Origin of the sequence: Vibrio breoganii, from assembly GCF_001677275.1 — a bacterium.
Taxonomy (GTDB): Bacteria; Pseudomonadota; Gammaproteobacteria; order Enterobacterales; family Vibrionaceae; genus Vibrio; species Vibrio breoganii.
Genome location: NZ_CP016178.1, coordinates 1266407 through 1288033, shown reverse-complemented (window position 1 = coordinate 1288033; position 21627 = coordinate 1266407). Strand labels below are relative to the sequence as shown.

19 protein-coding genes are annotated in these 21627 nt (G+C 44.0%); 7 read left to right on the top strand and 12 right to left on the bottom strand.

Features of this window, described 5'->3' with window-relative positions; genetic code table 11:
- Positions 1 to 623 precede the first annotated feature (623 nt).
- Entirely contained in the window at positions 624 to 1532 is a 909-nt protein-coding gene (locus A6E01_RS18595) for a LysR family transcriptional regulator (protein ID WP_065210971.1), read from the bottom strand.
- A gap of 199 nt (positions 1533 to 1731) precedes the next feature.
- Between A6E01_RS18595 and A6E01_RS18590 the strand changes: the two genes are divergently transcribed.
- The 4 genes from A6E01_RS18590 (at position 1732) to A6E01_RS18575 (ending at position 5333) form a co-directional block, all read left to right on the top strand.
- Positions 1732 to 1935 (top strand): DUF1656 domain-containing protein, encoded by a 204-nt coding sequence (locus A6E01_RS18590; protein WP_017027017.1) that lies wholly within the window; start codon positions 1732 to 1734, stop codon positions 1933 to 1935.
- 8 nt (positions 1936 to 1943) lie between these two features.
- Entirely contained in the window at positions 1944 to 2819 is an 876-nt protein-coding gene (locus A6E01_RS18585; RefSeq protein ID WP_026026053.1) for an HlyD family secretion protein, read from the top strand.
- On the top strand, positions 2816 to 4189 hold the full coding sequence (locus A6E01_RS18580; RefSeq protein ID WP_065210970.1) for an FUSC family protein: 1374 nt from the start codon (positions 2816 to 2818) through the stop codon (positions 4187 to 4189). Before A6E01_RS18585 ends, A6E01_RS18580 begins: the two co-directional genes overlap by 4 nt.
- 241 nt (positions 4190 to 4430) lie before the next feature.
- Entirely contained in the window at positions 4431 to 5333 is a 903-nt protein-coding gene (locus A6E01_RS18575) for a DMT family transporter (RefSeq protein WP_170962421.1), read from the top strand.
- 86 nt (positions 5334 to 5419) lie between these two features.
- On the opposite strand, the gene A6E01_RS18570 is transcribed toward A6E01_RS18575, so the two are convergent.
- A complete protein-coding gene (locus A6E01_RS18570; protein WP_065210968.1) occupies positions 5420 to 6004 on the bottom strand; it encodes a YceI family protein in 585 nt (194 codons plus the stop codon).
- A gap of 125 nt (positions 6005 to 6129) precedes the next feature.
- On the bottom strand, positions 6130 to 6468 hold the full coding sequence (locus A6E01_RS18565) for a zinc ribbon domain-containing protein YjdM (protein ID WP_017027012.1): 339 nt from the start codon (positions 6466 to 6468) through the stop codon (positions 6130 to 6132).
- Positions 6469 to 6594: 126 nt separating this feature from the next.
- Here A6E01_RS18565 and A6E01_RS18560 point away from each other — a divergent pair, with 126 nt between their 5' ends.
- Entirely contained in the window at positions 6595 to 7395 is an 801-nt protein-coding gene (locus A6E01_RS18560; protein ID WP_017027011.1) for an arylamine N-acetyltransferase family protein, read from the top strand.
- A 67-nt stretch (positions 7396 to 7462) separates the two neighbouring features.
- On the opposite strand, the gene A6E01_RS18555 is transcribed toward A6E01_RS18560, so the two are convergent.
- Positions 7463 to 7948 carry a tetratricopeptide repeat protein gene (locus A6E01_RS18555; protein WP_017027010.1) on the bottom strand — a complete coding sequence of 162 codons (486 nt, stop codon included), beginning with the start codon at positions 7946 to 7948 and terminating at the stop codon, positions 7463 to 7465.
- Between the two features lie 123 nt (positions 7949 to 8071).
- Between A6E01_RS18555 and A6E01_RS18550 the strand changes: the two genes are divergently transcribed.
- Entirely contained in the window at positions 8072 to 8743 is a 672-nt protein-coding gene (locus A6E01_RS18550; RefSeq protein WP_065210967.1) for a type 1 glutamine amidotransferase domain-containing protein, read from the top strand.
- 78 nt (positions 8744 to 8821) lie between these two features.
- On the opposite strand, the gene gltS is transcribed toward A6E01_RS18550, so the two are convergent.
- The 8 genes from gltS to A6E01_RS18510 all read right to left on the bottom strand — a co-directional run bounded on the left by gltS (position 8822) and on the right by A6E01_RS18510 (position 20387).
- Positions 8822 to 10033, bottom strand: a complete 1212-nt coding sequence (gltS, locus tag A6E01_RS18545; RefSeq protein ID WP_065210966.1) for a sodium/glutamate symporter — start codon at positions 10031 to 10033, stop codon at positions 8822 to 8824.
- Positions 10034 to 10105: 72 nt separating this feature from the next.
- Positions 10106 to 11701, bottom strand: coding sequence for a bifunctional aspartate transaminase/aspartate 4-decarboxylase (locus A6E01_RS18540; protein ID WP_065210965.1), 1596 nt, complete (start codon positions 11699 to 11701; stop codon positions 10106 to 10108).
- Positions 11702 to 11790: 89 nt separating this feature from the next.
- Positions 11791 to 13506: an aspartate-alanine antiporter gene (gene aspT, locus A6E01_RS18535; protein WP_017243752.1), complete on the bottom strand. Its 1716-nt coding sequence runs from the start codon at positions 13504 to 13506 to the stop codon at positions 11791 to 11793.
- Positions 13507 to 14154: 648 nt separating this feature from the next.
- Positions 14155 to 15777 carry a phosphoethanolamine transferase gene (locus A6E01_RS18530; RefSeq protein WP_017243751.1) on the bottom strand — a complete coding sequence of 541 codons (1623 nt, stop codon included), beginning with the start codon at positions 15775 to 15777 and terminating at the stop codon, positions 14155 to 14157.
- 267 nt (positions 15778 to 16044) lie between these two features.
- Positions 16045 to 16476 (bottom strand): universal stress protein, encoded by a 432-nt coding sequence (locus A6E01_RS18525; RefSeq protein ID WP_065210964.1) that lies wholly within the window; start codon positions 16474 to 16476, stop codon positions 16045 to 16047.
- Positions 16477 to 16609: 133 nt separating this feature from the next.
- A complete protein-coding gene (locus A6E01_RS18520) occupies positions 16610 to 17509 on the bottom strand; it encodes a LysR family transcriptional regulator (protein ID WP_065210963.1) in 900 nt (299 codons plus the stop codon).
- A gap of 93 nt (positions 17510 to 17602) precedes the next feature.
- Positions 17603 to 18064: a hypothetical protein gene (locus tag A6E01_RS18515; protein WP_065210962.1), complete on the bottom strand. Its 462-nt coding sequence runs from the start codon at positions 18062 to 18064 to the stop codon at positions 17603 to 17605.
- 244 nt (positions 18065 to 18308) lie between these two features.
- The gene (locus tag A6E01_RS18510; protein WP_065210961.1) at positions 18309 to 20387 is read right to left on the bottom strand and encodes a DUF4962 domain-containing protein; all 2079 of its coding nucleotides are present in this window, start codon (positions 20385 to 20387) and stop codon (positions 18309 to 18311) included.
- A 667-nt stretch (positions 20388 to 21054) separates the two neighbouring features.
- Here A6E01_RS18510 and hpf point away from each other — a divergent pair.
- The gene (hpf, locus tag A6E01_RS18505; RefSeq protein ID WP_017026996.1) at positions 21055 to 21411 is read left to right on the top strand and encodes a ribosome hibernation-promoting factor, HPF/YfiA family; all 357 of its coding nucleotides are present in this window, start codon (positions 21055 to 21057) and stop codon (positions 21409 to 21411) included.
- The last annotated feature ends 216 nt before the right edge of the window (positions 21412 to 21627 follow it).

Below are 21627 nucleotides of genomic sequence, written 5' to 3'. Positions count from 1 at the left end.
GTCGATTTTAAACTCATCGATACGTATCGATGGGAATAATAACCAACATTGATTAATTAGCGAGGAGTAGTCGGAGAATGTGTGACTAGGATCTAGAGTGAGGTAGACGGGAGTGTGATTAATATCATGTTACATGTGATTTCGAGTAGTAGGATCTAGAGAGTTAGGTACCCAAAACTAAAGTTCACTATTGTCATCCCCAAAGTGTTTTATCGGGGATCTCTTCATCTACAGGAGCCAGCAGATTCCCAATAAAACACTTTGGGAACGACGGAGAAGTTAGCTCCTCCGTACGAATAGTTGATTTTAGTCATCCCCGAAGTGTCCTATCGAGGATCTCTTCACCTGCAGAAGCCAACAAGTTCCCAATAAAACACCTTGGTAACGACGGGGAGGTTAGCCCCTATGTACAATGGTCGATTTCTGTCATCCCCGAAGTGTCTTATCGGGGATCTCTTCACCTTCAGAAGCCAGCAGGTTCCCAATAAAACACCTTGGTAACGACGAAGCAGTCAGTCCTTTCGAACCAATGACCGACATTCGTCATCCCCAAAGTGTTTTATCGGGGATCTCTTCATCTACAGGAGTCAGCAGGTTCCCAATAAGCCACCTTTTGAACGACGTTAAATCTGCTTGATAATATGCTCATTGATGAACGCATCTATCGCCATGAGTACTGATTTTTTCACTGTGGCAATTTGCTTAGAGTGCGGACACCACAGGGCAAAACCAAACTTGAATCCATGCTTCATTTGATCCATTTTGACATGCTGCATATTTGCGTTGACGTAGTCTGAAGACATTAGTGATTTAGGTAGCAATGCCCAGCCCAGTTCTTCTTGCACTAACTTTACAATAAGCGAAAGCTGGTCAATTTCTTCATGGTCAGCAGAGAGCAAGATCTTGTCTTTCATCCCGTCATCAACCAATGCAGTTAACACAAATTGTCGTTGATTACGCAACTCACCATACACTTTGTCTGAGGATAGCTTGGTGACTTCGCTGTCTTTTTTAACAAAAGGTAGAAACTCTAAATTCCCTAGGAAGGTCGCATCTAAGCTATGTATCGCAGTGCTCTCGTGAATATTTACTAGCGCAAAGTGTATATCGCCGTTGGTTAAGCCAGTTTTGACTTCAGATTTGGTTTTTGCGCTAAAGTTCACGCGCATGCTCGGAAAGTCTTTTGCCAATTGCACTCGAATGTCAGCCAGTAATTTTTGAGGCAGAATATTTGAGTATGCGATATTGATACTTTCCAATTCACCATACGAAAGGCTGAGAGCCACCTTATCGAAGGTTTTTGCCTGTTCAATGGCTTGCTTGGCGTAATGGTACAGCAGGTGTCCATCTTCTGTGGGTTCGACTGAGCGCCCAATTCTGTTGAACAGGGTAACTGCTAACTGGTCTTCTAAGTTGGTAATTACTTGACCAATGGTCGTTCTGTGCTTGTTTAATTTAACGGCTGCCTTGCTGAAAGAGAGTTGTTCATAAACGTTTACGAAGGCAAGCAGTTGTTCGAGACTGAAATTCATATACAGGTCTATTCGGTCTAAATCGTATTTAAAACAGTAACAACTAAATCCAAAAATGACCACTAATCCGCTTTAAAAGAATGCAATATTCTCTCTTTGTTTCAGATTATGACGGGTTCTGTCCTTCATCTGAGATTAACAACCTATTACAAATCCATCGTATCTTAGCGCTATTGAACAGAGCTACAGGTTGGAAATTATGCCGAGTGAAGTGGTTATTGGAGAGATTTATTTCCCGCCCTTGTTATTGGCGGTATTGGTCTCCTATCTAGCAACAACAATTTTTTCTTTCGTGGGTAACAAGGTCGGTATCTACCGATACATTGCTGTACCTGCGATTTTTGAGCTGAGTCTGGTGGTGATCTTTGTAGGTGTCATCAGTCGTTATTGGAATTTAGTTTAAGGTAAAGCATGATGATGCGTTATATCACTACATTAATCTTCGTCGCTGTGGCTGGCTTCGTAGGTTACACACTTTACTCTACTTATGATTCAAATCCATGGACGCGAGATGGTCAGGTTCGAGCATACATCGTTGAGATTACCCCTCGAGTGACAGGTCAGGTCACTCATGTGCACGTTAATGACAACGTGCAAGTGAAGAAAGGTGATCTGTTGTTTGAGATTGACCAGAGTGTTTATCAGGCTTCTCTGAACAAAACATTGGCAAGCAAAAAGCAAGCCAGTGCTTTGCTTAAAAAAGCACGTGATGAGCAGCGAAGAGCAGTCAGCCTTGAGAAGCGAGCGCCTGGAGCTGTACCAGTATTGACTCTAAATAACTTAGGCAATGCGGTAGAGACAGCGAAGGCAAACCTAGAGGTGATGCAAGCCGCTGTTGAAGAGGCAAAACTGAACCTTGAATTTACTAAGGTATATGCACCAACAGATGGCTACATCACTAACTTGCAATTGCGAGAAGGCTCTCAAGTTACCGCGAATACTCCGGTAGTCGCGCTTATTGATGAAGACAGCTTTTGGATAGAAGGCTTTTTCAAAGAAACTGATCTGCAAGGTGTCGATGAGGGCGATCTTTCCTTTGTTACGCTACTGACTCAATCTGACCGCGTGTTAGAAGCGGAAATCAAAAGTGTTGGTTACGGCATCTCGATGCAAGATGGCTCTACGGGAAACAGCTTGTTACCTGTTGTGAATCCTAACTTTGAGTGGATTCGTCTAGCACAACGAATCCCAGTGAAAGTGAAATTGACTCATGTTCCTGAAGATATTCAACTGCGTATTGGCATGACTGCATCGGTGAAGATCATCAAAGGGGAAAATCCGCAATGATGGGGTCAACTGTGTTGAGCCGCTCGACTCAGGAAGCCATCAAAGTCGCTCTGGCTATATCGTTGTCTATTTCGATAGCGTTATGGTTCGGATGGGACAAACCTTATTGGGCAGCTATTGCGGTAGTGGTTGCTGCAGCTAACGAATCGTATTCACACTCGGTGAAGAAGGGGCGCAATCGAGTGTTAGGTACGTTCTTAGGGATAAGCTATGCGATGTTTTTGTTGGCACTGTTTCCGCAAGACCACTTAGCATTTATTGTGTTGTTTACGCTGTTTTTGGGCTTTTGTTCGTTCATGGGTTCTCATAAACAGTTTGGATATGCCTTTACCATCGGGTTTACTGTTTGTGCCATCATTGCCTGCATGGGTTCGTTTGATAGTGTTACAACCTTCAATATAGCGATATTACGGATTCAGGAAACCTTGCTGGGTTTGTTCGTTTTTAGTGTGATATTCAGTGTTATTTGGCCACAAAAGATAGAAGACGATTTCTTTGCGTTGTTGGTACCAACAACAAAAAACTTGAAGGCACAGCTGAGCCAACTTTCTTTGGGTAAATTTGAACGTGACGAAGAGTTGGCGGGCCAGCAAAAAACGAATCTAAGCAAGTTAAAAGCAATATTGGATCTGCCTTTGAATGGTAGCCACAGACTAAGACATGAGAGAAGCGCTTGGCGCGTGATTATCCGTGCCATTGAGCTCCTTGAAGTATTAGTTGAGTCGCCAAAGGTAGCTCGTTCGGTGGACGTGCAAGATGTTAGAGATGGAAGCAGCCTACTGACTAAAGCACTTTCTAATCCCATGAATGGGCGTGATGATCTAGGCAAATGGCTAGACCAAATGACAGTGAAATACGCGATCCCGAAGATCAAGTACAGTGCCTTTGACTTACCTTTAGATAAACGACTGGGTAATGTGGTTCGATCGCTTAGTGTACTTCTAACTGGTCTTGCAATCTGGTGGTATTTGCCAATTCCAGGCGCTTACATGATGCCTTTGGTCTGTGCGATTTTTGCGAGTGTGATAGTGAGTTTGCCGAGCAACGCAATCGGGCAAACTGTGATTGGCGTTGCGGGTTGGGGGACATTTTTCTTAACCCAGTATGTGCTTATCCTGCCATCATTTACAGAGCTTTGGCAGCTAGCTGGATTCTATTTTGTGAATGTATTTTTGATTTGGAAGATAGCTTCAAAGCCGGCTCTAGCATTGCAAAAAGTACTAGGTGTTAACTTACTAATGGTAATGACCATGAGTGCCATGTACCTTACACCGAGCTTTTCACTTGTGGTGCCGATTACTATGCTAACCGTTATGGCGCTTGCTCTTGCTATCAGTGCATTCTATATGAAGTTATATCGAGATCTGTAGTTGAACTCGGTCATCCTCGAGTGCTTTTCTGGGCCGGCATTCCGGTCGAGGATCTAATGAGCTCTACAGTTGAAGAGATCTCCGACCAGTGTGCTGGCCCAGAAAAGACTTCGGAGATGACAGTTCATAGCCCGTTCGTACATTCCACCCCGACTTATTTTCCCAATTAATCACAATCACTTAGCTCGAGTATCCTAAACTAGGATATGATTCTCGTCCCCCAAGACTAACAGACACTACTATGCCAACTTCTTCTCTCTCACTAATCCCTGTTGGGGTTAGGTTTATGCTTCTCTCCGCTTTTGGGTTCGCGCTCATGTCGGCGTGTGTGAAGTACATCAGTAACTATGGCATTCCTGTATTTGAGATTGTGGCGGCTAGGGCATTGGTGTCGCTAATCATTAGTTACATCGACGTAAAGCGAAAGGGGATATCCGCGCTGGGCAACAACAAGCCTCTGCTGTTTCTACGTGGTGCGGTTGGAACAGGCGCGTTAATGTGTGTGTACTATGCAGTCACCACATTACCCTTGGCTGAAGCCACTATATTGCAGTATGTCCATCCTGTGTTTACTGCCCTACTTGGCGTGCTGTTCCTTAAAGAGCGTATTCAGCAGTCCACCATGATATGCATTGCATTTTGTTTACTGGGATTGTTCGTTATGGTTCAGCCGAACATGGGCGGAGATAGTAGTGAATTGCCTATGTTTAGCATAATGATTGCTCTTTGCGGCGCGTTTGGAAGCTCCATTGCCTACGTTATTGTACGAAAGCTAAGCCGAACAGAAGACAGCTCTGTCATCATTTTGTATTTCCCTATGGTGGCTCTTCCGGTTTCTACCCTATTGATCTGGCAGGATTTTGTTTGGCCAAGTCTGTATATCACTATCATGCTAGTACTCGTCGGCATCTTTACTCAGATAGGTCAGTACGGCCTAACCAAAGCAATGCAAACCCAAGATGCGGGTAAAGCGTCTGCGTATTCTTATGTGCAGATCGTGTTCTCTGCATTACTTGGCGTTTGGGTGTTTAGCGAGATTCCGTCTGTTTGGACTTACATGGGAGGGGGACTAATCGTCATCGGTGCGCTTATCAATGTGTTTGGCAAGCAGTTGTTGGTGCCATTTCAAAAGGAAAAATCGTAGTTAATCCAGTTTTTCAGTCAGACAAAAATAGCGCCCTACTATGTATAAAACAGTGGGCGCTATTTTTAAATTACTCTTTGTAATAGCTACTGTATCAGCACCAAAGAAACGTTTACCGCGACGGTGGAGGATATCGCTATATCACCCACGGTCTTTGATACGGCCTGCAGGGCTTCTTTGGGAATACCAAAACTTGTGCCATCTACGATGACAGGTTTGACGCTCGATACCGAAATTACATTCCCAACTCTTACGATATTAAGCATAAAGTCTAGAGTTTGAGATTTCCCATATAGAGTAACTGTTGCAGCTATGGTTGCTTGCGTTACAACCCTATCGCCTTTCATCAACTCAGCTGGAACCTGAGCTGATATTTTCACATCAGGGAAGGTTGCAGCGTTGAAAAAGAGCTCATTGAGCCTGTCATTTCGAATCGATACACCAGTGTCCAAATTCTTGAGAGGCACCATCACTTCCAACATACCTTTGTCATCAAGACTGCCCGATACACCACTAATAACCGCAGGTTCAACGATGTATTGTTTCTTGATGGTGGCAAAGCTGACGGTGGAGATCTTTGAATCGACCTGATAGTGCCCAGCGGCTATCGCTTTTAAAGGGATGAACAAACTCATAGAGAGCATCGCGCAGAGTGTCAGAAAATGTCGCATGTCATATTCCTTGATATCCATTGCATTGGATAGAGTGTTGTTCAAAAAATAGACTTTGCAACTTTTGCTCTACAACCTAACTAGAAAGCAGAGCATATCGGCTCATTGAAAATGGTCTGACAGGCTTAACTCTTCTTCACATATTTCGCAGTAATTAGGATTTCACCCCAACCTTCAACTTTGCAGTCGAGCTGGTGGTCTTTAGCTATGGTTACGCGCTTAATGACCGCCTTGGCGCCAATCTTAACCGCAGAAGAGCTTCCTTTAACCTTGAGATCTTTGATGATGGTGACTTTGTCCCCTTGCTCTAACTTATTGCCATTAACGTCACGTACCGCTGAAGCTTCTGCTTCAATAGCGTCTTGAGTTGGGTTCCATTCATAGGCGCATTCTGGGCACACTAGGTTGCTCTGATCTTGATACACATATTCTGAGCTGCAATTTGGGCAAGGAGGAAGAGACATACTGGTTTTCCGATGGGTTAAACTTTCCTTATATGGTACTGAGGTTTTTGAGTATTGGCGAGAGTGTCGCTGGGTTTAACAAGAATGTGTTAACTTGCTCTTTAGTTACAATAAGGAACTTGGCTAATGAACTCAGATACCCTCTCTCAATACCTTTCTCGAATTGGCTTATCGAAGCAACCCGAGGTTTCAGTGCAAGGCTTAAAGGCACTGCACAATGCTCAGCACAGAGCTGTACCCTTTGAAAACTTTGATGTGATTGCGGGCAAAAAGATAGAGACTACCGCAGATGAAATTTTCAATAAGGTTGTTACTCATCAGCGTGGTGGTTACTGTTTTGAATTGAACGGTTTGATGCTGAGAGTCTTATCAGCAATAGGTTTTGAAGCAAGAGCACTGTTGGGTCGAGTGCACCTGTCGGGAGCACCAACAGGGCGAGGGCACCAAGTCTCATTGGTTACACTTGATGGCCAGCAATGGCTGGTGGATGTGGGCTTTGGTTCGCAAACTCCAAGGCATCCGCTTCCTCTAACAATGGATACTGAGCTTTGTACCGATCTACAAACCTTCCGTTTGGTCGCTCATGATTTATACGGCACCATGTTGCAGGTAAAAGACCAAGATAACTGGCTCAATCTTTATAGCTTCGATATGGAAGAGGTGTGCGCCGGTGATATTGAATACGGCAATCACTTTACCTCAACAAGCCCCAATTCAGTGTTTACGTCTGCCGGTATCGCGTCGATAGCGACCGAAGAAGGCACAGTTACCTTGCTTAACGATCTTTTGAAGATTAAGAAAGGTGAGCAGATTACGGAGATAAAGCTCTCCAATGAGTCTGATTACTTTAAGCAAGTGAAGACTCACTTTGGTTTAGAGCTTGATATGCCGTATCAAAAGATTGCTCAGTATTTTGACGTGACGTGACGTGACGTGACGTGACGTGACGTGACGTGACGTGACGTGAAGTGAAGTGATGTTTTGTATTTTTTACTCATGACCATTTCTGGTCTAAATCTTTCGCGTAGAGCAATATAGCGCGTTGATACTCTTTGATGGCTTCACTGCTGGTGGTAGAAACCAGTAGTTCCAGCAACAATGAGGTCGCTCGTTTGTGCTCTCCAAGATTATATAAGCACATTGCGTAGAAGGGTTGCACCTCTACTGAATCGGGGTATTCGCTCATCGTCTGCTCAAAGTAGTAAAGTGCTTTCTTGTATTGACCAAGACTCCTAAACGTAGAGGCAAGACCAAACAGCGTATCGAAGCGTTCTATTGAAGTCAGTTTACCCAGTAACGCTTGTTGATAGTGGGAAATGGCCAACTGCTCTTTTCCTTCGTTGTCATAGGACCAAGCAATATGCAGGTGCGCCTGTCCTTGATAGAGCTCATCGGGTACTAGACCTTCAAGTAGCTCCCTAGACTGTGAGTATTTCCCTTCTTTGCGCAATGCAATTGCGTTTCTAATGATGCTATCCATGCCAACTCCTCGGGTCATTGTGCTCTTTACTGAGCAGAGCATTGAATAATGCTATTACACACCAATCAATTAGCAACTACTATCTAATGCTATAGCACTTCATTTAGCTCTAAAGGATAGACAATGACCAAAGTACTTATTCCCGTTACCAGCCACGCGACACTAGGTGACACTGACCAAGCCAATGGTACGTATGCGCCAGAGTTGACTCATGCACTGCATGCCATACTTGCTGCTGGCTTTGACTATGACATTGCCTCTATACATGGCGGCAAAGCGCCTCTTTATGGCACTGATATTGAGGGCGATAGTGTTAATGCAGATATTTTAGCTGACAGCGATTTTCAGAGCCGCGTCAACAATACGATCCCAGTATCTGCGGTGAACATCGGAGATTATGACGCTATCTTCTATCCGGGGGGATTTGGCCTGCTTTCAGACCTGGCAACGAATGAAGACTTCGCCAGCATTGCCGCAAAACACTACCAAGGTGGTGGCATAATCTCAGCGGTGTGCCATGGTCCCGGTGCTTTGCTACCTATCAAGCTAAGTAATGGCGAAACGCTATTGCAGTCGAAATCGGTGACAGGTTTTACTCGAGAAGAGGAAATCGACTTTGGCACCATCAATGATATCCCATTCTTACTAGAAGAGTCTTTAGCGCGAAGCGCTGCCCGCTACAACAAGGTTCAGCCTTGGCAAGAGCTAGTGATTGTGGACGAGAGAGTGATCACCGGACAGAACCCAACTAGTGCCAGTGCCGTGGGCAAAGCCTTGGTGAAGCTGCTTTCCTAGATAGATGCTTTTATTTGTACCGAACCCTACTTGATTAGAATATAGCTTTAGCTCATTGCCAGAACTACTATTCAATGGCTAGCCCAGCACAGCAATATAGGCCTGAATGATGACCAGATTGACGATGTCTATAAAGAATGCTCCGACAAGAGGCACGACAAAATAGGCTTTGGTCGACGCTCCATAGTGCGAGGTGATGGTATTTAGGTTCATCATAGCTGTCGGTGTTGCGCCCATACCAAATCCTACGTGCCCAGCAGACATGACTGCCGCGTCGTAGTTTTGTCCCATCACTCGGAATGTTATCCAATAAACAAACAGGATAGTGAACAGCAATTGGCTAAATAGAATCACCAAAAGCGGTGTCGCTAGACTCAATAGGTTCCATAGTTTTAGCTCCATCAAGGCCATTGCCAAGAAGAGTCCAAGGGATATACCGCCAACCTGTCCAATATCAAAAGCAATAGGGCTAAGCTTTTTCCGCGTGAATGGGATATTCCCCACAATGACCCCAAAAGCGATGGCGTAGACAAAGTTAGGAACAAACTTCAGTACTGGGTTGTCGAGTGCACTGATGTGCTCGAATGCATACTGGGCCAGTAATCCAGTAACGAGCAAGATCCCAAAGCTGATCACTTTTGGCTTCATCTTTCTTGAAGGCGCTACTGTTTTAGTTGTGGTTTTTTTCTCACTCACAGAAGCATTTTCTTCACTGGCGAGTGAGTGCTTCTGGATGAGCCTGTTACCTAATGGGCCCCCTAAAATGCCACCGACCACAAGGCCAAAGGTGGCACATGCCATTGCGATCTCTAACGCATTATTGATATGAAAATCATCAGCAAAAATATCAGCCCAGGCTGCGCCAGTACCATGTCCGCCGGAGAGGGTAATGGATCCTGCAAGTAGACCAAGTAGGGGGTCAAGACCCAATGCCTCAGCCATACCAATCCCAACAACGTCTTGAAAGACAATGAATAGAGTGGCGCAGAACAAGAAAGCGATCAGTGTTTTTCCACCTTGCCTGAGCAAAGCTAGGTTGGCCGAAAAACCGACACTGGCAAAAAACATCAGCATGAAGGGCGTTTTCAATGGAAGCGCAAAGTTCAAAGTGGTTCCATTTTGATGTAGTAGGGTAGCGAAAACCGCGAGCACGATACCGCCAATAATAGGCGCGGGAATATGGTAGTGACGCAGTATATGGACCCTTTTGAGTATTTGTTGCCCTATCGACAACACCAACACTGCCAGCGCAAAGGAAGCATAAGCATTAAAAGAGAGTGAATTTGTCATTGTTGTATCCTCATGAAAAAATGAAGCCTCGGGTTATCCGAGGCTTGCTGTCTTAATCTTCAATCGGAGGAATTAGCCTTGAAACTCAGCAAAGTACTCGTCAAGTACAGTGCGGGTAGCGCGGCCGATTAGCTCATACTCGTGGTGAGTAAGGTTAGCTAGTGATACACGAACAGAGGCATGTACAGTATCAAAGCCGTTACCTGGAAGCAGAATAACACCAGTTTCATGTGCTAGACGGAATAGGAAGTCTTTACCTTTACCGCTTGCTTTGAACCATTCAACAAACTCTTGACCGTATAGTTTGCCACCTAGAGTGTCTAGCTCTAGTAGTGTGTAGTAATCAACGCGGTCTTTGTTCTCTTCAACTTCTAGACCCATGTTGGTGTATAGAGTTGTGTAGCGCTCACGAATGATGCGTTTACATGCTGCTTTGTAGCTACCTTCAGAATCCATTAGGCAAGTTAGAGCAAACATTGCCATTTGAACTTGTTGAGGAAGAGACAGACCAGCAGTGTGGTTCAAGGCTACGCTGCGGCTATCAGCAACAATGCGGTCGATGAACTTAATATCACGTGGCTCTGGAGTCAGTGTTTTGTAGCGGTCATCAAGTTGGCATTGTTTTTCTTCGCTGAAAGAACGTAGTGCGTCATCAAATACGTTTTTGTGTTGGATACCAATGGTACCTAAACGCCAGCCTGTTGCGCCAAAGTATTTAGAGAACGAGTAAACACAAAGAGTGTTGTACGGTAGTTTTGCGAATAGAGAAACGAAATCATCTGCAAATGTACCGTATACGTCATCGGTGATGATGAATAGGTCACTGCGTTGCTCATTCACAAAGTTGGTTAGGTTCTCTAGAGTCTCATCAGAGAATTTCACTGATGCTGGGTTAGCAGGGTTAACTACGCAAAGTAGTTTGATGTCTGTATTTGCTAGTTTCTCGATTTCAGACATTGGTAGCTGCCAAGTAGTCTCATCAAGACGTAGCTCAACGATTTCTAGTTCATACTCAGAAAGCTCTGGGATTTCTAGGTAAGGAGTAAAGATTGGCGTGATTAGCGCAACTTTATCGCCTTTTTTCAATAGACCGTTGTTGAACATAGTTTGGAATGTGTAGGTCATTGAAGCCGTACCACCTTCCGTTGCAAATAGATCGAAGTCTGTGGTCATTGGAACTGGACCGTACATTTCTTCTGCGATGTACTGCTTAACCACTTTTTCAATGTTCACTAGCATACGTGGTGGTACTGGGTAGTTACACGCTAGGTAAGCAAGAACCAGTTCGTTTAGGAACGCTTGTTTTTGGATGCCTAGACGATCTTTTGCGTAGCTGAGTGCGCGCTCGATGAACTGAACACCTTTGTCGTTTGAGTACTCTTTAGCAAACGTATCGAAACGCTCAACAATACCCACGCCATCGGGGATACCACCGAAATCACCACCTAGGTAAGCGTAGTTACGCTCAGCTTCAGCAACAGCAAACTCACCAAGACGAATGAACGCTTTACGTGGCAGAGTTGCTAGGAAGTTAGGGTTACCACGGCCTGCATCTAGAAGAGCACGGTCTGGAACAGTTTGTGCCACTTCGATAAGTTTGTCTTTTAGCTCGAATGGGCTTAGGTCTGCGAATTTAGAAAAATCGATGTTTGTAGTTGCAGTAGTCATTTGAATTACCTTAATTGAATTTTGTTTGGGTAAGACGATCCCCTCCCTTGAGTTCATGGTCAGGGATCAGTCTTGAATAATTGGGTTATTTACATGCCGGCGTTTACAGTAATAATGCCGACGATAATTGGTCCCCAGAGCGTAAGCAGAACGTTTGCTACCGCATAAGTGACGGTGAAGGTAAATACTGGTGTTGCATTACCTGTTTTTTCCATTAGGGCTGCGAATGCAGGGTTTGCACTGCGGCCACCAGTCACACATCCTAGTGCTTCAATTGGGTTCTTAATTCTCAACACATAGTAAGAGAAGAAGAACGAAATAATTTGCGGAATAATGGTTACTGCCATACCTAGAAACAGTAGGCTCATGCCGTGTTCTTTAATAGTATCAACAGCTTGAGGACCAGCCTCTAGACCAACGATGCCGACAAATGCTGCTAGACCAAAGTCACGAATAAACGCTGCAGCTGATGTTGGGAACTGAGCAACATGTGGGTTGCGGCTACGTAGCCAACCGACAAGCAAACCAGAGATCAGACAGCCTGCACCAGAACCAATGGTCACTGGGATACCCGCAATCTTGAAGCTGATTAGGCCAATTAGAAGGCCTACAACCATACCCATGCCAAGAATAACGAAATCTGTCATCGCACTTGTGTTCATGCGTTTACCGATGTTTTTCTCAACACGGTTAATGTCTTTAGCTGAACCTGTTAGCTGAATAACATCGTTTTTCTGAACCACTAGATCCGGAGTTACTGCGATAGAACTGCCTTCGCGGATGTAGTCAGTGACATAAACGCCGCGGTAAGTGCCATCATTGGCCTCTGAACGTATATCGCTTAGTGTGCGACCAATCAGCTTTTTGTTGTCTGCAATAAGTTGGCGGTTTTCTTCGATGACTTGATAGTCAGCTGGAAGCACTACTTCTTCGCCAATGGCAGCGTGTTGTACTTTGTAGATAGCATCTCGAGTGCCAGTGATGACGAGAACATCACCTTCTTGAACAACGCTGTATCTATCTGCATCAAGTTCTTTGCCATCTCGCTCGATGATTTCAATGCGGGCATTGATTGAGTCTTGATTGATGTTGGCAATGGTTTTGTTTTTAAGAGAGCTTTCGCTATCAATCTTAAAAGCGCGAGTTTCTAGTTTGGTTAGAGCGTTAAATTCGCCTTCACCTAGAGCTTGCTGACCATCTGAATTCGCTTCTGCCATTTTGATAGCTTCAGCGCGGATATCCCACTTCATCAGTGTTGGGAATACCCAAGTTACCATTAGGATTGGACCTAGTGAGCCAAAGATATATGTCACCGCATAACCCACAGCAACGTTGGTTTGCATTAGGTGTTTAGCTTCTTCGGTCAAGCCACCAAGGCGTCCAATCGCATCACCAGCAGTACCTATGATTGCAGATTGAGTCAAACCACCGGCAGCAAGGCCTGCAGCAGTCCCACGGTCTAGGTCAAACAGCCATGCTGCTGCCAAGACACATAAAAGGCCTGATACCGTCATCACTACTGCTGACAGCAGAATGTTAATGGTTTTAAAGTTAAGGGCTTTGAAGAATTGTGCTCCGCCCTGATAACCAACAGCGTAGATAAATAAAGCAAAGAAGATGCTCTTCACGCCTGGGTCGATGTCTACACCAAATTGGCCCACAACTACGCCCATCAATAGTGTTCCTGCAACACCACCAAGAACGAAGCGTCCAATAGTGATCTTACCTACTAGGTAACCTAAAGAGAGAGTAATAAATAAAGCTATAAATGGTGATAAGTTAAATAAATCTGAAATTATGCTCATAACTAAATCACTTTCTAAATTCTAAAATAGGTAGCCAAACAGTGGCGTATCGCTTGAATTGACTTAAAAATTAACTCACCTCGTCAGTGAGTGAGGCAACTTTAACGAGGTAATTTAGAATCAAACAATGCACTTTGAATGACTGAATCCTCACTTAATCTGTGGTGTTAGTTAAGTGATTGTTTTATTTGGTTTTGATGTATGAAAGGGAGTAAGAATTAAAGTGAAATTTGTTCTATTTACTCCTTTTGGAGTATTAGAATCGTGCGTATATATGGTCAATTAGGCTTGTTTTGAGAGCAATTAGTCAGAGTGTCATCATCTAGATGAATAATTTAGATTTAGGATGTTGAGATGAAAAAAAGCCCCAGCAAACTAGCTAGGGCAAAGGGAGTCTCAGGTGTGGACTTTTCAATAAGAAATGAAGGTCAAGAAGACCATAAAAACGCTCAAGGCGTTAACTTTGTAGGTCGAACTGCCCCATAATTGTGGCTTAATCAATTATGGGGCGAGGTTCAGTGGAGAGTGTAATCAAGCTATAGAGATGCTCATACTCTCATTTGAATGGTTAAACCCATCAAGCGCAATCCTATCTAGCGCTCTCTGGCTAAAAACACGGTGAAATCAACAAATTACTGCCCATTACTTTCACTGCTTTTCATGATGCTCGAAGAAAATTGATTTCTCATGAGGGCAATAGCTTGTTTTGACATCGAGTAGCGATAATACCGAGCAGTAAAAATTGTCCTGGGTGAAGGGAACGTCTTTGTTTTTGATGACATCTTGATACTTGAAGGTCGATGAGTCATTTAGCCAAGCGACTGCCGCAACGTGTTTTTGAGCCTCTGGTGCAAAGGCGAACGGCATTCCATGCAAGTAGATATCGTTTTCTCCTAAAGATTCACCGTGATCGGCAACGTAAAGCAGTGAGGTTTTGTATCTGTCTGAATACTGATCTAACCAATCAATGCTGCTGTCAATGAAGAAGTCAGTAAATAGCATGGTGTTATCGTAGGCATTGATTATATCTTCGCTTGAGCACTTATCCAATTGATTGCTTTTACATACAGGAGTGAAGTGTTCAAAGACTTGAGGGTAGCGTTTAAAGTACTCCGGTCCATGACTGCCCATCGCATGCAACACAATAACGATATCTTGATTTGGGTGCTTATCGACATAGTCATCCAGACCAACCAGCATTCCAGTATCTCTACATTCAGGGTCGCAGATGGTATTGAGATCAGAAGACTTAAATGACTGATAATCAACGCGTTCCGCAACCCCCTTAGAGCTGGAATTGTTGTCTCTCCAAAGTACAGCAACATTATTTTCATGTAGCGCGTCTAAGGCATTGAGTTTGTTGTAGATGGACTTACTGTCAAACTCATCTCTGGGATCGGGAGAGAACATACACGGCACAGACACAGCAGTGGAGGTGCCGCAACTAGTCATGTGAGTGAAGCTGATAACACCCTTGCGTTTACTCAGTCTTGGATTAGTTTGGCGTTTATAGCCATTCAAAGAGAAGTGATCGGCGCGCCCTGTTTCTCCCACAATCAGCACTATCAGGTCGTGTTGGTTTGGATCGCTATGCTCTATCTTGGCATCAGGGGCCACATTGAACATTTCCGATTCAGGCTTAAGTGGGCTGACATGGCTTTTGCCAAAGTATTTGCCTACCGAGTAGAGAGGAAAAAGAGGCGCAGAATAGAATCTAACGCTTTTGTATTCACGAAAGAATGAGGCGTAGTTTGCGCTGTAAGGCACCAAGGCCCCTGCAATCATCACAACTGCGAGCATGATAGAGAACAGCTTAGCTCGTATTTCTTTAAGAATACCTTGATAGCCCACAGGTGCTTTGTAGACAAGATAAGCGGGTACTAGAGCCCCTAACAGCATCACAATAACAAGCTGTGCTGAGAGCAAACCAAATGCTTCACTGCTGTCTGTTTCTATGATGTTTCGTAGCATCACAGTGTCAACGACGATGCCGTAGGTCCATGAAAAATAGGCGGCTGAGGCGCCAATCAAGAAGCCAATTATTAGGACTAACTTGGTAAACAGTCGCCCACCTAAGATAGAAAATACGAGAGCATGAGCGGCAATCAAAAATACGACGACACTGATCAAGAATCCGGTGTTTCCCTCACTTGTAGGGAAGGCATCGGTGAAGTGCTTGAAGAATGAAAAGTTGAAGAGTGCCGAATAGGCGATAGCACATAGCCATATAAGCCTATACTGCCCCGTAATCATTCTAAATAAAAAGTTCATCAAATTAATCCTTTGCTCGCAGCTAGCTAATTGTGAAAGCAAGATAGCAAGTGATTGCTATGAAGACTGAGAGTAAAAGTTAGATTGCTACGATGACTGCTCTGTCTATTAAGATTTTAGCTGTTATTGGCAATTTAATATTCAATTCATCATTTCGTTGGGAAGTGAACTCTTTCATTTCGTGTATTTAAGGTACGATGAATAAAAGAAAACCTCTCAAGTTTCTGACTTCAGAGGCTTTTTGCTTGTAGAGTTAGATTAATGAAACTAGTTACTTTCACCCAATGGCACAACTAAGATATCTACTGGTGAGTTGTGAATCAGGTGTTTGGAGTAGGAAATTATACGGCTCCAGAAGTCATGGTGATGCCCACAGATCAAGAGATCACAGCCGTAACTTGCGATGGTGTCAGGAAGCTTATCGCTTAGGTCTCCTGTTCCAATGAGGAAGTGCTTGATCGGCTGGTCGGTATACTCTGTGAGTTGTTTCAACTGCTCTAGAGAAGCACGTTTGATGGGAGGTTCTTGTTCATCCACCTGGATATCCACCAAATCTGGGTAAATCTCTCCGTGCGATCCATCAATGTGAATAAATGAAACCTCAGCGTCGAGTATCTTTGCCAGAACGGCAGCTCTATCAATAAGCACCTTGCTGTCTTCCGCGAGCTCTAGTGCGACTAGTATATGTTTGTATTTCATAACGGCACCCTGTTCCTTTAGTAACACTTTCAATAATAGACACTTTTACAAAGAAAGAGTGTAGGAAAGCTCTCACATCAGAGAATATCCTTATATTTTCCATGGTTTCTGTGATGGAGATAATTATCTGTTCTTATTGTTGAGTAAGCCTACTTTTGTAGTCTTTAAACTCGGCGAGAATAGCCTCGATGACCACCTGCTGGGCATTGGTTTTACGCGTTCTGTGTCGATACACCAAGGAGATATCGCGATGAGAGAAATCATAGTCGGGCAGCCACTCGATCAAGCTACCTCTTTTCAGGGCTTGCTCTGCAAAGTATTCAGATACAAAGGCGAACCCCAAGCCATTTTCCGCCATCTGTACTACGGATTCAGCGCTGGCCAAGGATATTTTTGGGTAGAGTTTAACCGTTTCGAGGTTATGTGTTTTCTTGTTGTAGCCAGTGATTGATTGATGCTGAAGGTGACCAACATAATCAATCTCTTTGAGTTGCGCCAATGTTGTTGGAGGTGACCTTAAAAACGTAGGCGAAGCAACGACTCTGACGTTAATAGACATTAGTTTTTTTGCGACTAAATTGCTGTCGGGAAGATCTCCCACCAATACGCCTATATCTGCGTCAGGATCTAAAGTTGAGGTATCAGAAGCAGGAATAAACTTGAGTTTTAGTTTTGGATATTTGCGAAGCAGGTTTTCCATTTTATCTTTAATGAAATACTGATAAACAAAGTCAGTACAATCAATGGTTACCCGTCCAGACACATCGTCTTTATCACTATTGATGTTTTCTAGCTCATCGCAAAGGCTAGTAAAATGAGAAGACAGACGTTCGTAGTACTGCCTGCCCGTGTTAGTGGGTTTAAGGCTGGCTTTAGAACGGATAAATAGGGGAGACCTTACTTGTTCTTCCAAGTAAGCAATGCGTCGACTGATAGTCGAAAGAGGAATTTCGAGCTCTTCACTTGCGGCTTTCATGCTGCCAAGTTTTACTACCTGACAAAATAGGTAGAAGTCATCTAGGTTACGTGCCATGTTCCATACAACGTCTGTAAGTATCTGTTATAAAAATACATTACAGACGCTGAGGGTGCGAGTTTATTTGCCTAGAAAATCGAGTGTAAAGGGTTACGAGAAACGACCACCGTTGCGTTTACCGTCTTCATCGCCGACAAAACTACCACCGGTTTTGTCGCTTGGGTCTTCCCAAGTGTATCCGCCACCGCTCTTCTCGCTAGGGTCTACCCATGCAAAGCTACCACCGGTTTTGTCACTAGGATCTTCCCAAGTGTATCCGCCACCGCTCTTCTCGCTAGGGTCTACCCATGCAAAGCTACCACCGGTTTTGTCACTAGGGTCTTCCCATGTATAGCCGCCGCCACTTTTCTCGCTAGGGTCTACCCAAGCAAAGTTGCCACCGGTTTTATCACTAGGATCTTCCCAAGTGTATCCACCGCCAGTTTTTTGGCTGTAGTCCATAAACGAACTTGTGGTTTGTTGGTCTGTGATTTGAGTCGTGTCTTGATTCGCTGCAAATACAGCAGGAGTGACAAATAGAGTTGTAATTAATAGTGTTGATAGGGTTTTCATACGTTCACCTTTATAGATTAATTTAAAGTTGATATTCCGCATTCCCTGCCGACAAGAAGAATAGTACGCCTAGCTATTGATTCCGTAAATATAAAAAATTAAGAACTTCAATCCCGATAATGGGATTTGGTGGGGTGGGTTAGCATGAAGATGTGTATGAAATTAGGGATGGGGCATAAAAAAATCCCAGAGTGAGGGGGAGTCACTCTGGGATTTAAGCGTTTGGGGGGATTATATCAAGCTATTACAGCTCGATAGTTACTGTCTCGCCATCAACAGTGAGTTCTAGCGTGTTGCCTACAAGCTTGTGAGACACTTCAACTTGCTCGCCTTCGTTCTTATTAGGAACTAGAAGAGTAAGGATGTTGTGCTCTTTAGAAGGCTTGAATTCCACTTCAACGTGACGGTGGATTTCAAGATCTTTGTACTCGTATGGGTCAACTTCGCCGAAGCCTTCAACGTTCTTCACTGAAGTGATGTTGTCAGCAGACTCGTTGATGAAGTTCACGTCTAGGTGCGCTACTTCGCCACGGATAGTGAAAGACTTATCAGCCACTTCGTTTGCGAAAGTCGTGTGCATTAGCCAAGTCATGTCTTTCTCTTCAGAAAGCGTTGCCTTGTCTTGCATTACGAATACTTTACCTTGTACGAACCAGATCTTACGCTTGTAAGACTCGATTTCAGGAACGAAGTACTTGTAAGAAGCCGTCGCATCACCTTCAACCATCTTCACATCAGATTCTGTGTCGTAGTCTGTGATGGTACCGCCAGCTTCGATACAGAAGCGATCTTGGTGACCTTCGTAGCCAGTGTTCTTGTTCTCACCGTATTGACCTTCGCCACCGAATAGAGGCAGGTTCTTAGAGAACGTTTTACGACGCCATTTAGTGTGCATGTCTACACCGAAACCACCGTAGTAACCGGTGATTGCAGCTAGAGTTTCGCCAAATGCGTGTAGAGTGAACGCGTTTTGGTCACCGTGAGAGTGGCTGATAGAGCCAAACGGAGAACACTTGAATACCATGTGGATGTGGTTTTCACGCTCAGTCATCTTGTTGTGGAATGCAGCCCAACCAGTGATTGGGAATACTTTCAACAATGGATCGTTTGACGGTGCTTTCTCTTCTGGAGCATCCCAAAGGATGTTGAAGCGAAGATCGTCGTAGCCGAAGTCCCACCAACCGAAGTTGTAGAATTTTGTGTGCGCTTCAGTATCACGACCTTTAAGTTGGTTGTAGTACCAAACGTACTCAGGCTTCTGGTTAACACCTGCGTAGTGCTTGATGTTGTAAGCCAGTTTTAGACCTGGGAAATCACCAATTGAAGACTGGTCACAGAAGCTTGCGCGCTTAGAGTGAACAGGCATGCAGTATAGTGGGAAGTCACCTGTGTTTTCGTAGAATGTTTTGTTAAACATGTCTACGCCACAGTAGGCTTTCAGTAGGTCGAATGCTTCGCCTAGGAATGCTGTTTGCGTGTTCCAGTAGTCAGGACCTTCAGCCCAACCGCCGTCTTCACCGCCCCATGGTGGGTAGTGTACTGCGTAGTATTCTAGTGCGTATGCAATGTACTCGCCTGCTTTCGGGTGATCGTGGTAAAGCGCGATACACGTTGGGATGATAGCAGAAGAGATAGAACGAACACCGTGGCTGTTTAGTGGGTTGTTTAGTAGATCAACGGTCACTTTCAGGTGGTGCATGATTTCGTCTAGACGAGTGATCAGTGCATTCTTAACGATTTCACGCTCTTCGTCAGTGAAGTGAGCGTTTAGCCAGTCGTAACCCCAAGCCATAGCAGCAACTACGCGGAAAGCCGCTTCATCGTTGTAGCCACGAGAAGTTACGCCATCTGGATCGTATGAAGCTAGCTTAAGAGTCCAAGCTTTAGCTTTAGCAATTAGGTCTTCGTCTTCGTTAACGACACCAGCGATTGCTAGGTTACGAGTCGCGTTAAGTGCCATTTGGCAGTCAACGTACATTTGACGCCAGTAAGGACGCCAAAGAGATGCTTTACCTACAGTTTCTGCAGGGTATGGCTGTGGCTCTTCGAATGGTGCTGTTTCATAGAACTTCTCAGTAGAGTTCTTGATGAAATCATCGTACATGCAGAAAGAAGGGTCTTCTTTAACCTTCGCTTTAAATTCAGCTAGGTTTGCACCTTGTACTAGAAGACGTGGACGTGCTTCAGATAGGTTGTCTAGAAAAGAAAGGTCAAAGTCTCTTTTTTGAACTTCGATCGGTAGAAGGTCTACCAAGTTACCCGCTGAGGTATCATTCTCAAGCTTCATCTTTCTGATAGCATCAAGCGCTTTGTCGTTGCTCATACGAACTCCCGTAAAATGTGTTTGGGGGAACAAATAAAATTTTTATAAAGCTTATTGTAATACAATTAACTAAAGATCACGATTGTCATTTCACAAATTTGTTCATTTTGTGACGCCCTCCGCAGGTCTAGCGTTTCCTTATGCAAAGTATTGATTAAAAAATAGCAATGTTTATATGAGCCTACGAAGTATTTCTTCGCGGTTGGCTTCGATAAAACGATGCTCATTTCTATGTTTGAGCACGGATATTTTCTTGTCAACTATGTGGCTGATTTCCCTTATATAGTATGACTATTTGCTCGATGACAAGGGCTGAACGGTTCATTAACCGAATCAAAGATAGTCGAAAAATTCCGACATGTGATCCGTTTTTGAACTCGCTCGATATTCTTATCGCTTCTGAAGTAATCACTTACGGGAATCAAAGGAGAGATATGTTTTGTTACACTTTTGCAGGGGGGGTGATTTGAGGCTCAGTAGATAGAAATGAAGAGACCGGCGATCTCTGGTGACAAACATATTCTGTCTAGTGAAGTGATATTCAAGGGGTAAAGTTAAGATTATTTTATATCAGGGAAGCCAATCACAGATGTCTTGGAGTTTTGTTGGTGGAAGTGCCAGTCGTTTGCTACGTTTAAGTTACAGAGTGATAAGAAAGGTATAATCAATGAAAGTAAATGTTCAGACGCATCATGTATCAATTACCGAAGATTCACGCAAAGAGATTGAAGGGAAATTCGATAAGGTAGCAAGTCATTTTCCGCAACTAATCAGCTGCGATATCATTATCACCAAAGAACATGGGGAACACGAGGTAGAGATCTTCACCAACTATGAAGGTGTAAGAGTTTCAGCGAAGTCAAATAATGACGTAATGTATCCGGCGATTGCTGGGGCACTTAAGAAGCTAGAAACAGGCCTTCGTAACCGTAAAGGACAACTAAAGTCTGATCTTCACGAAAAGCCAACTAGTACTAAACCGGAAATTGCATCCGATATTATTCAAGAAATGAAACTAGTGTGATACCAAAAACGGAATTTGTCTCAAGCCAGCATTTTAGATGCTGGCTTTTTTGATCTTATCTAATTCGGAACCTTTCCCCTCATTTATCTGCTTTCACCAAACCTTGCATGTGATTTTTTTGTGCAAATTCCTCGTAACAAAAACTGTATAAGTCACATCGCAATATTAGTTCTGATTATGGATTTATGAGTCGGTTATTACTTGTCTGACATAAAT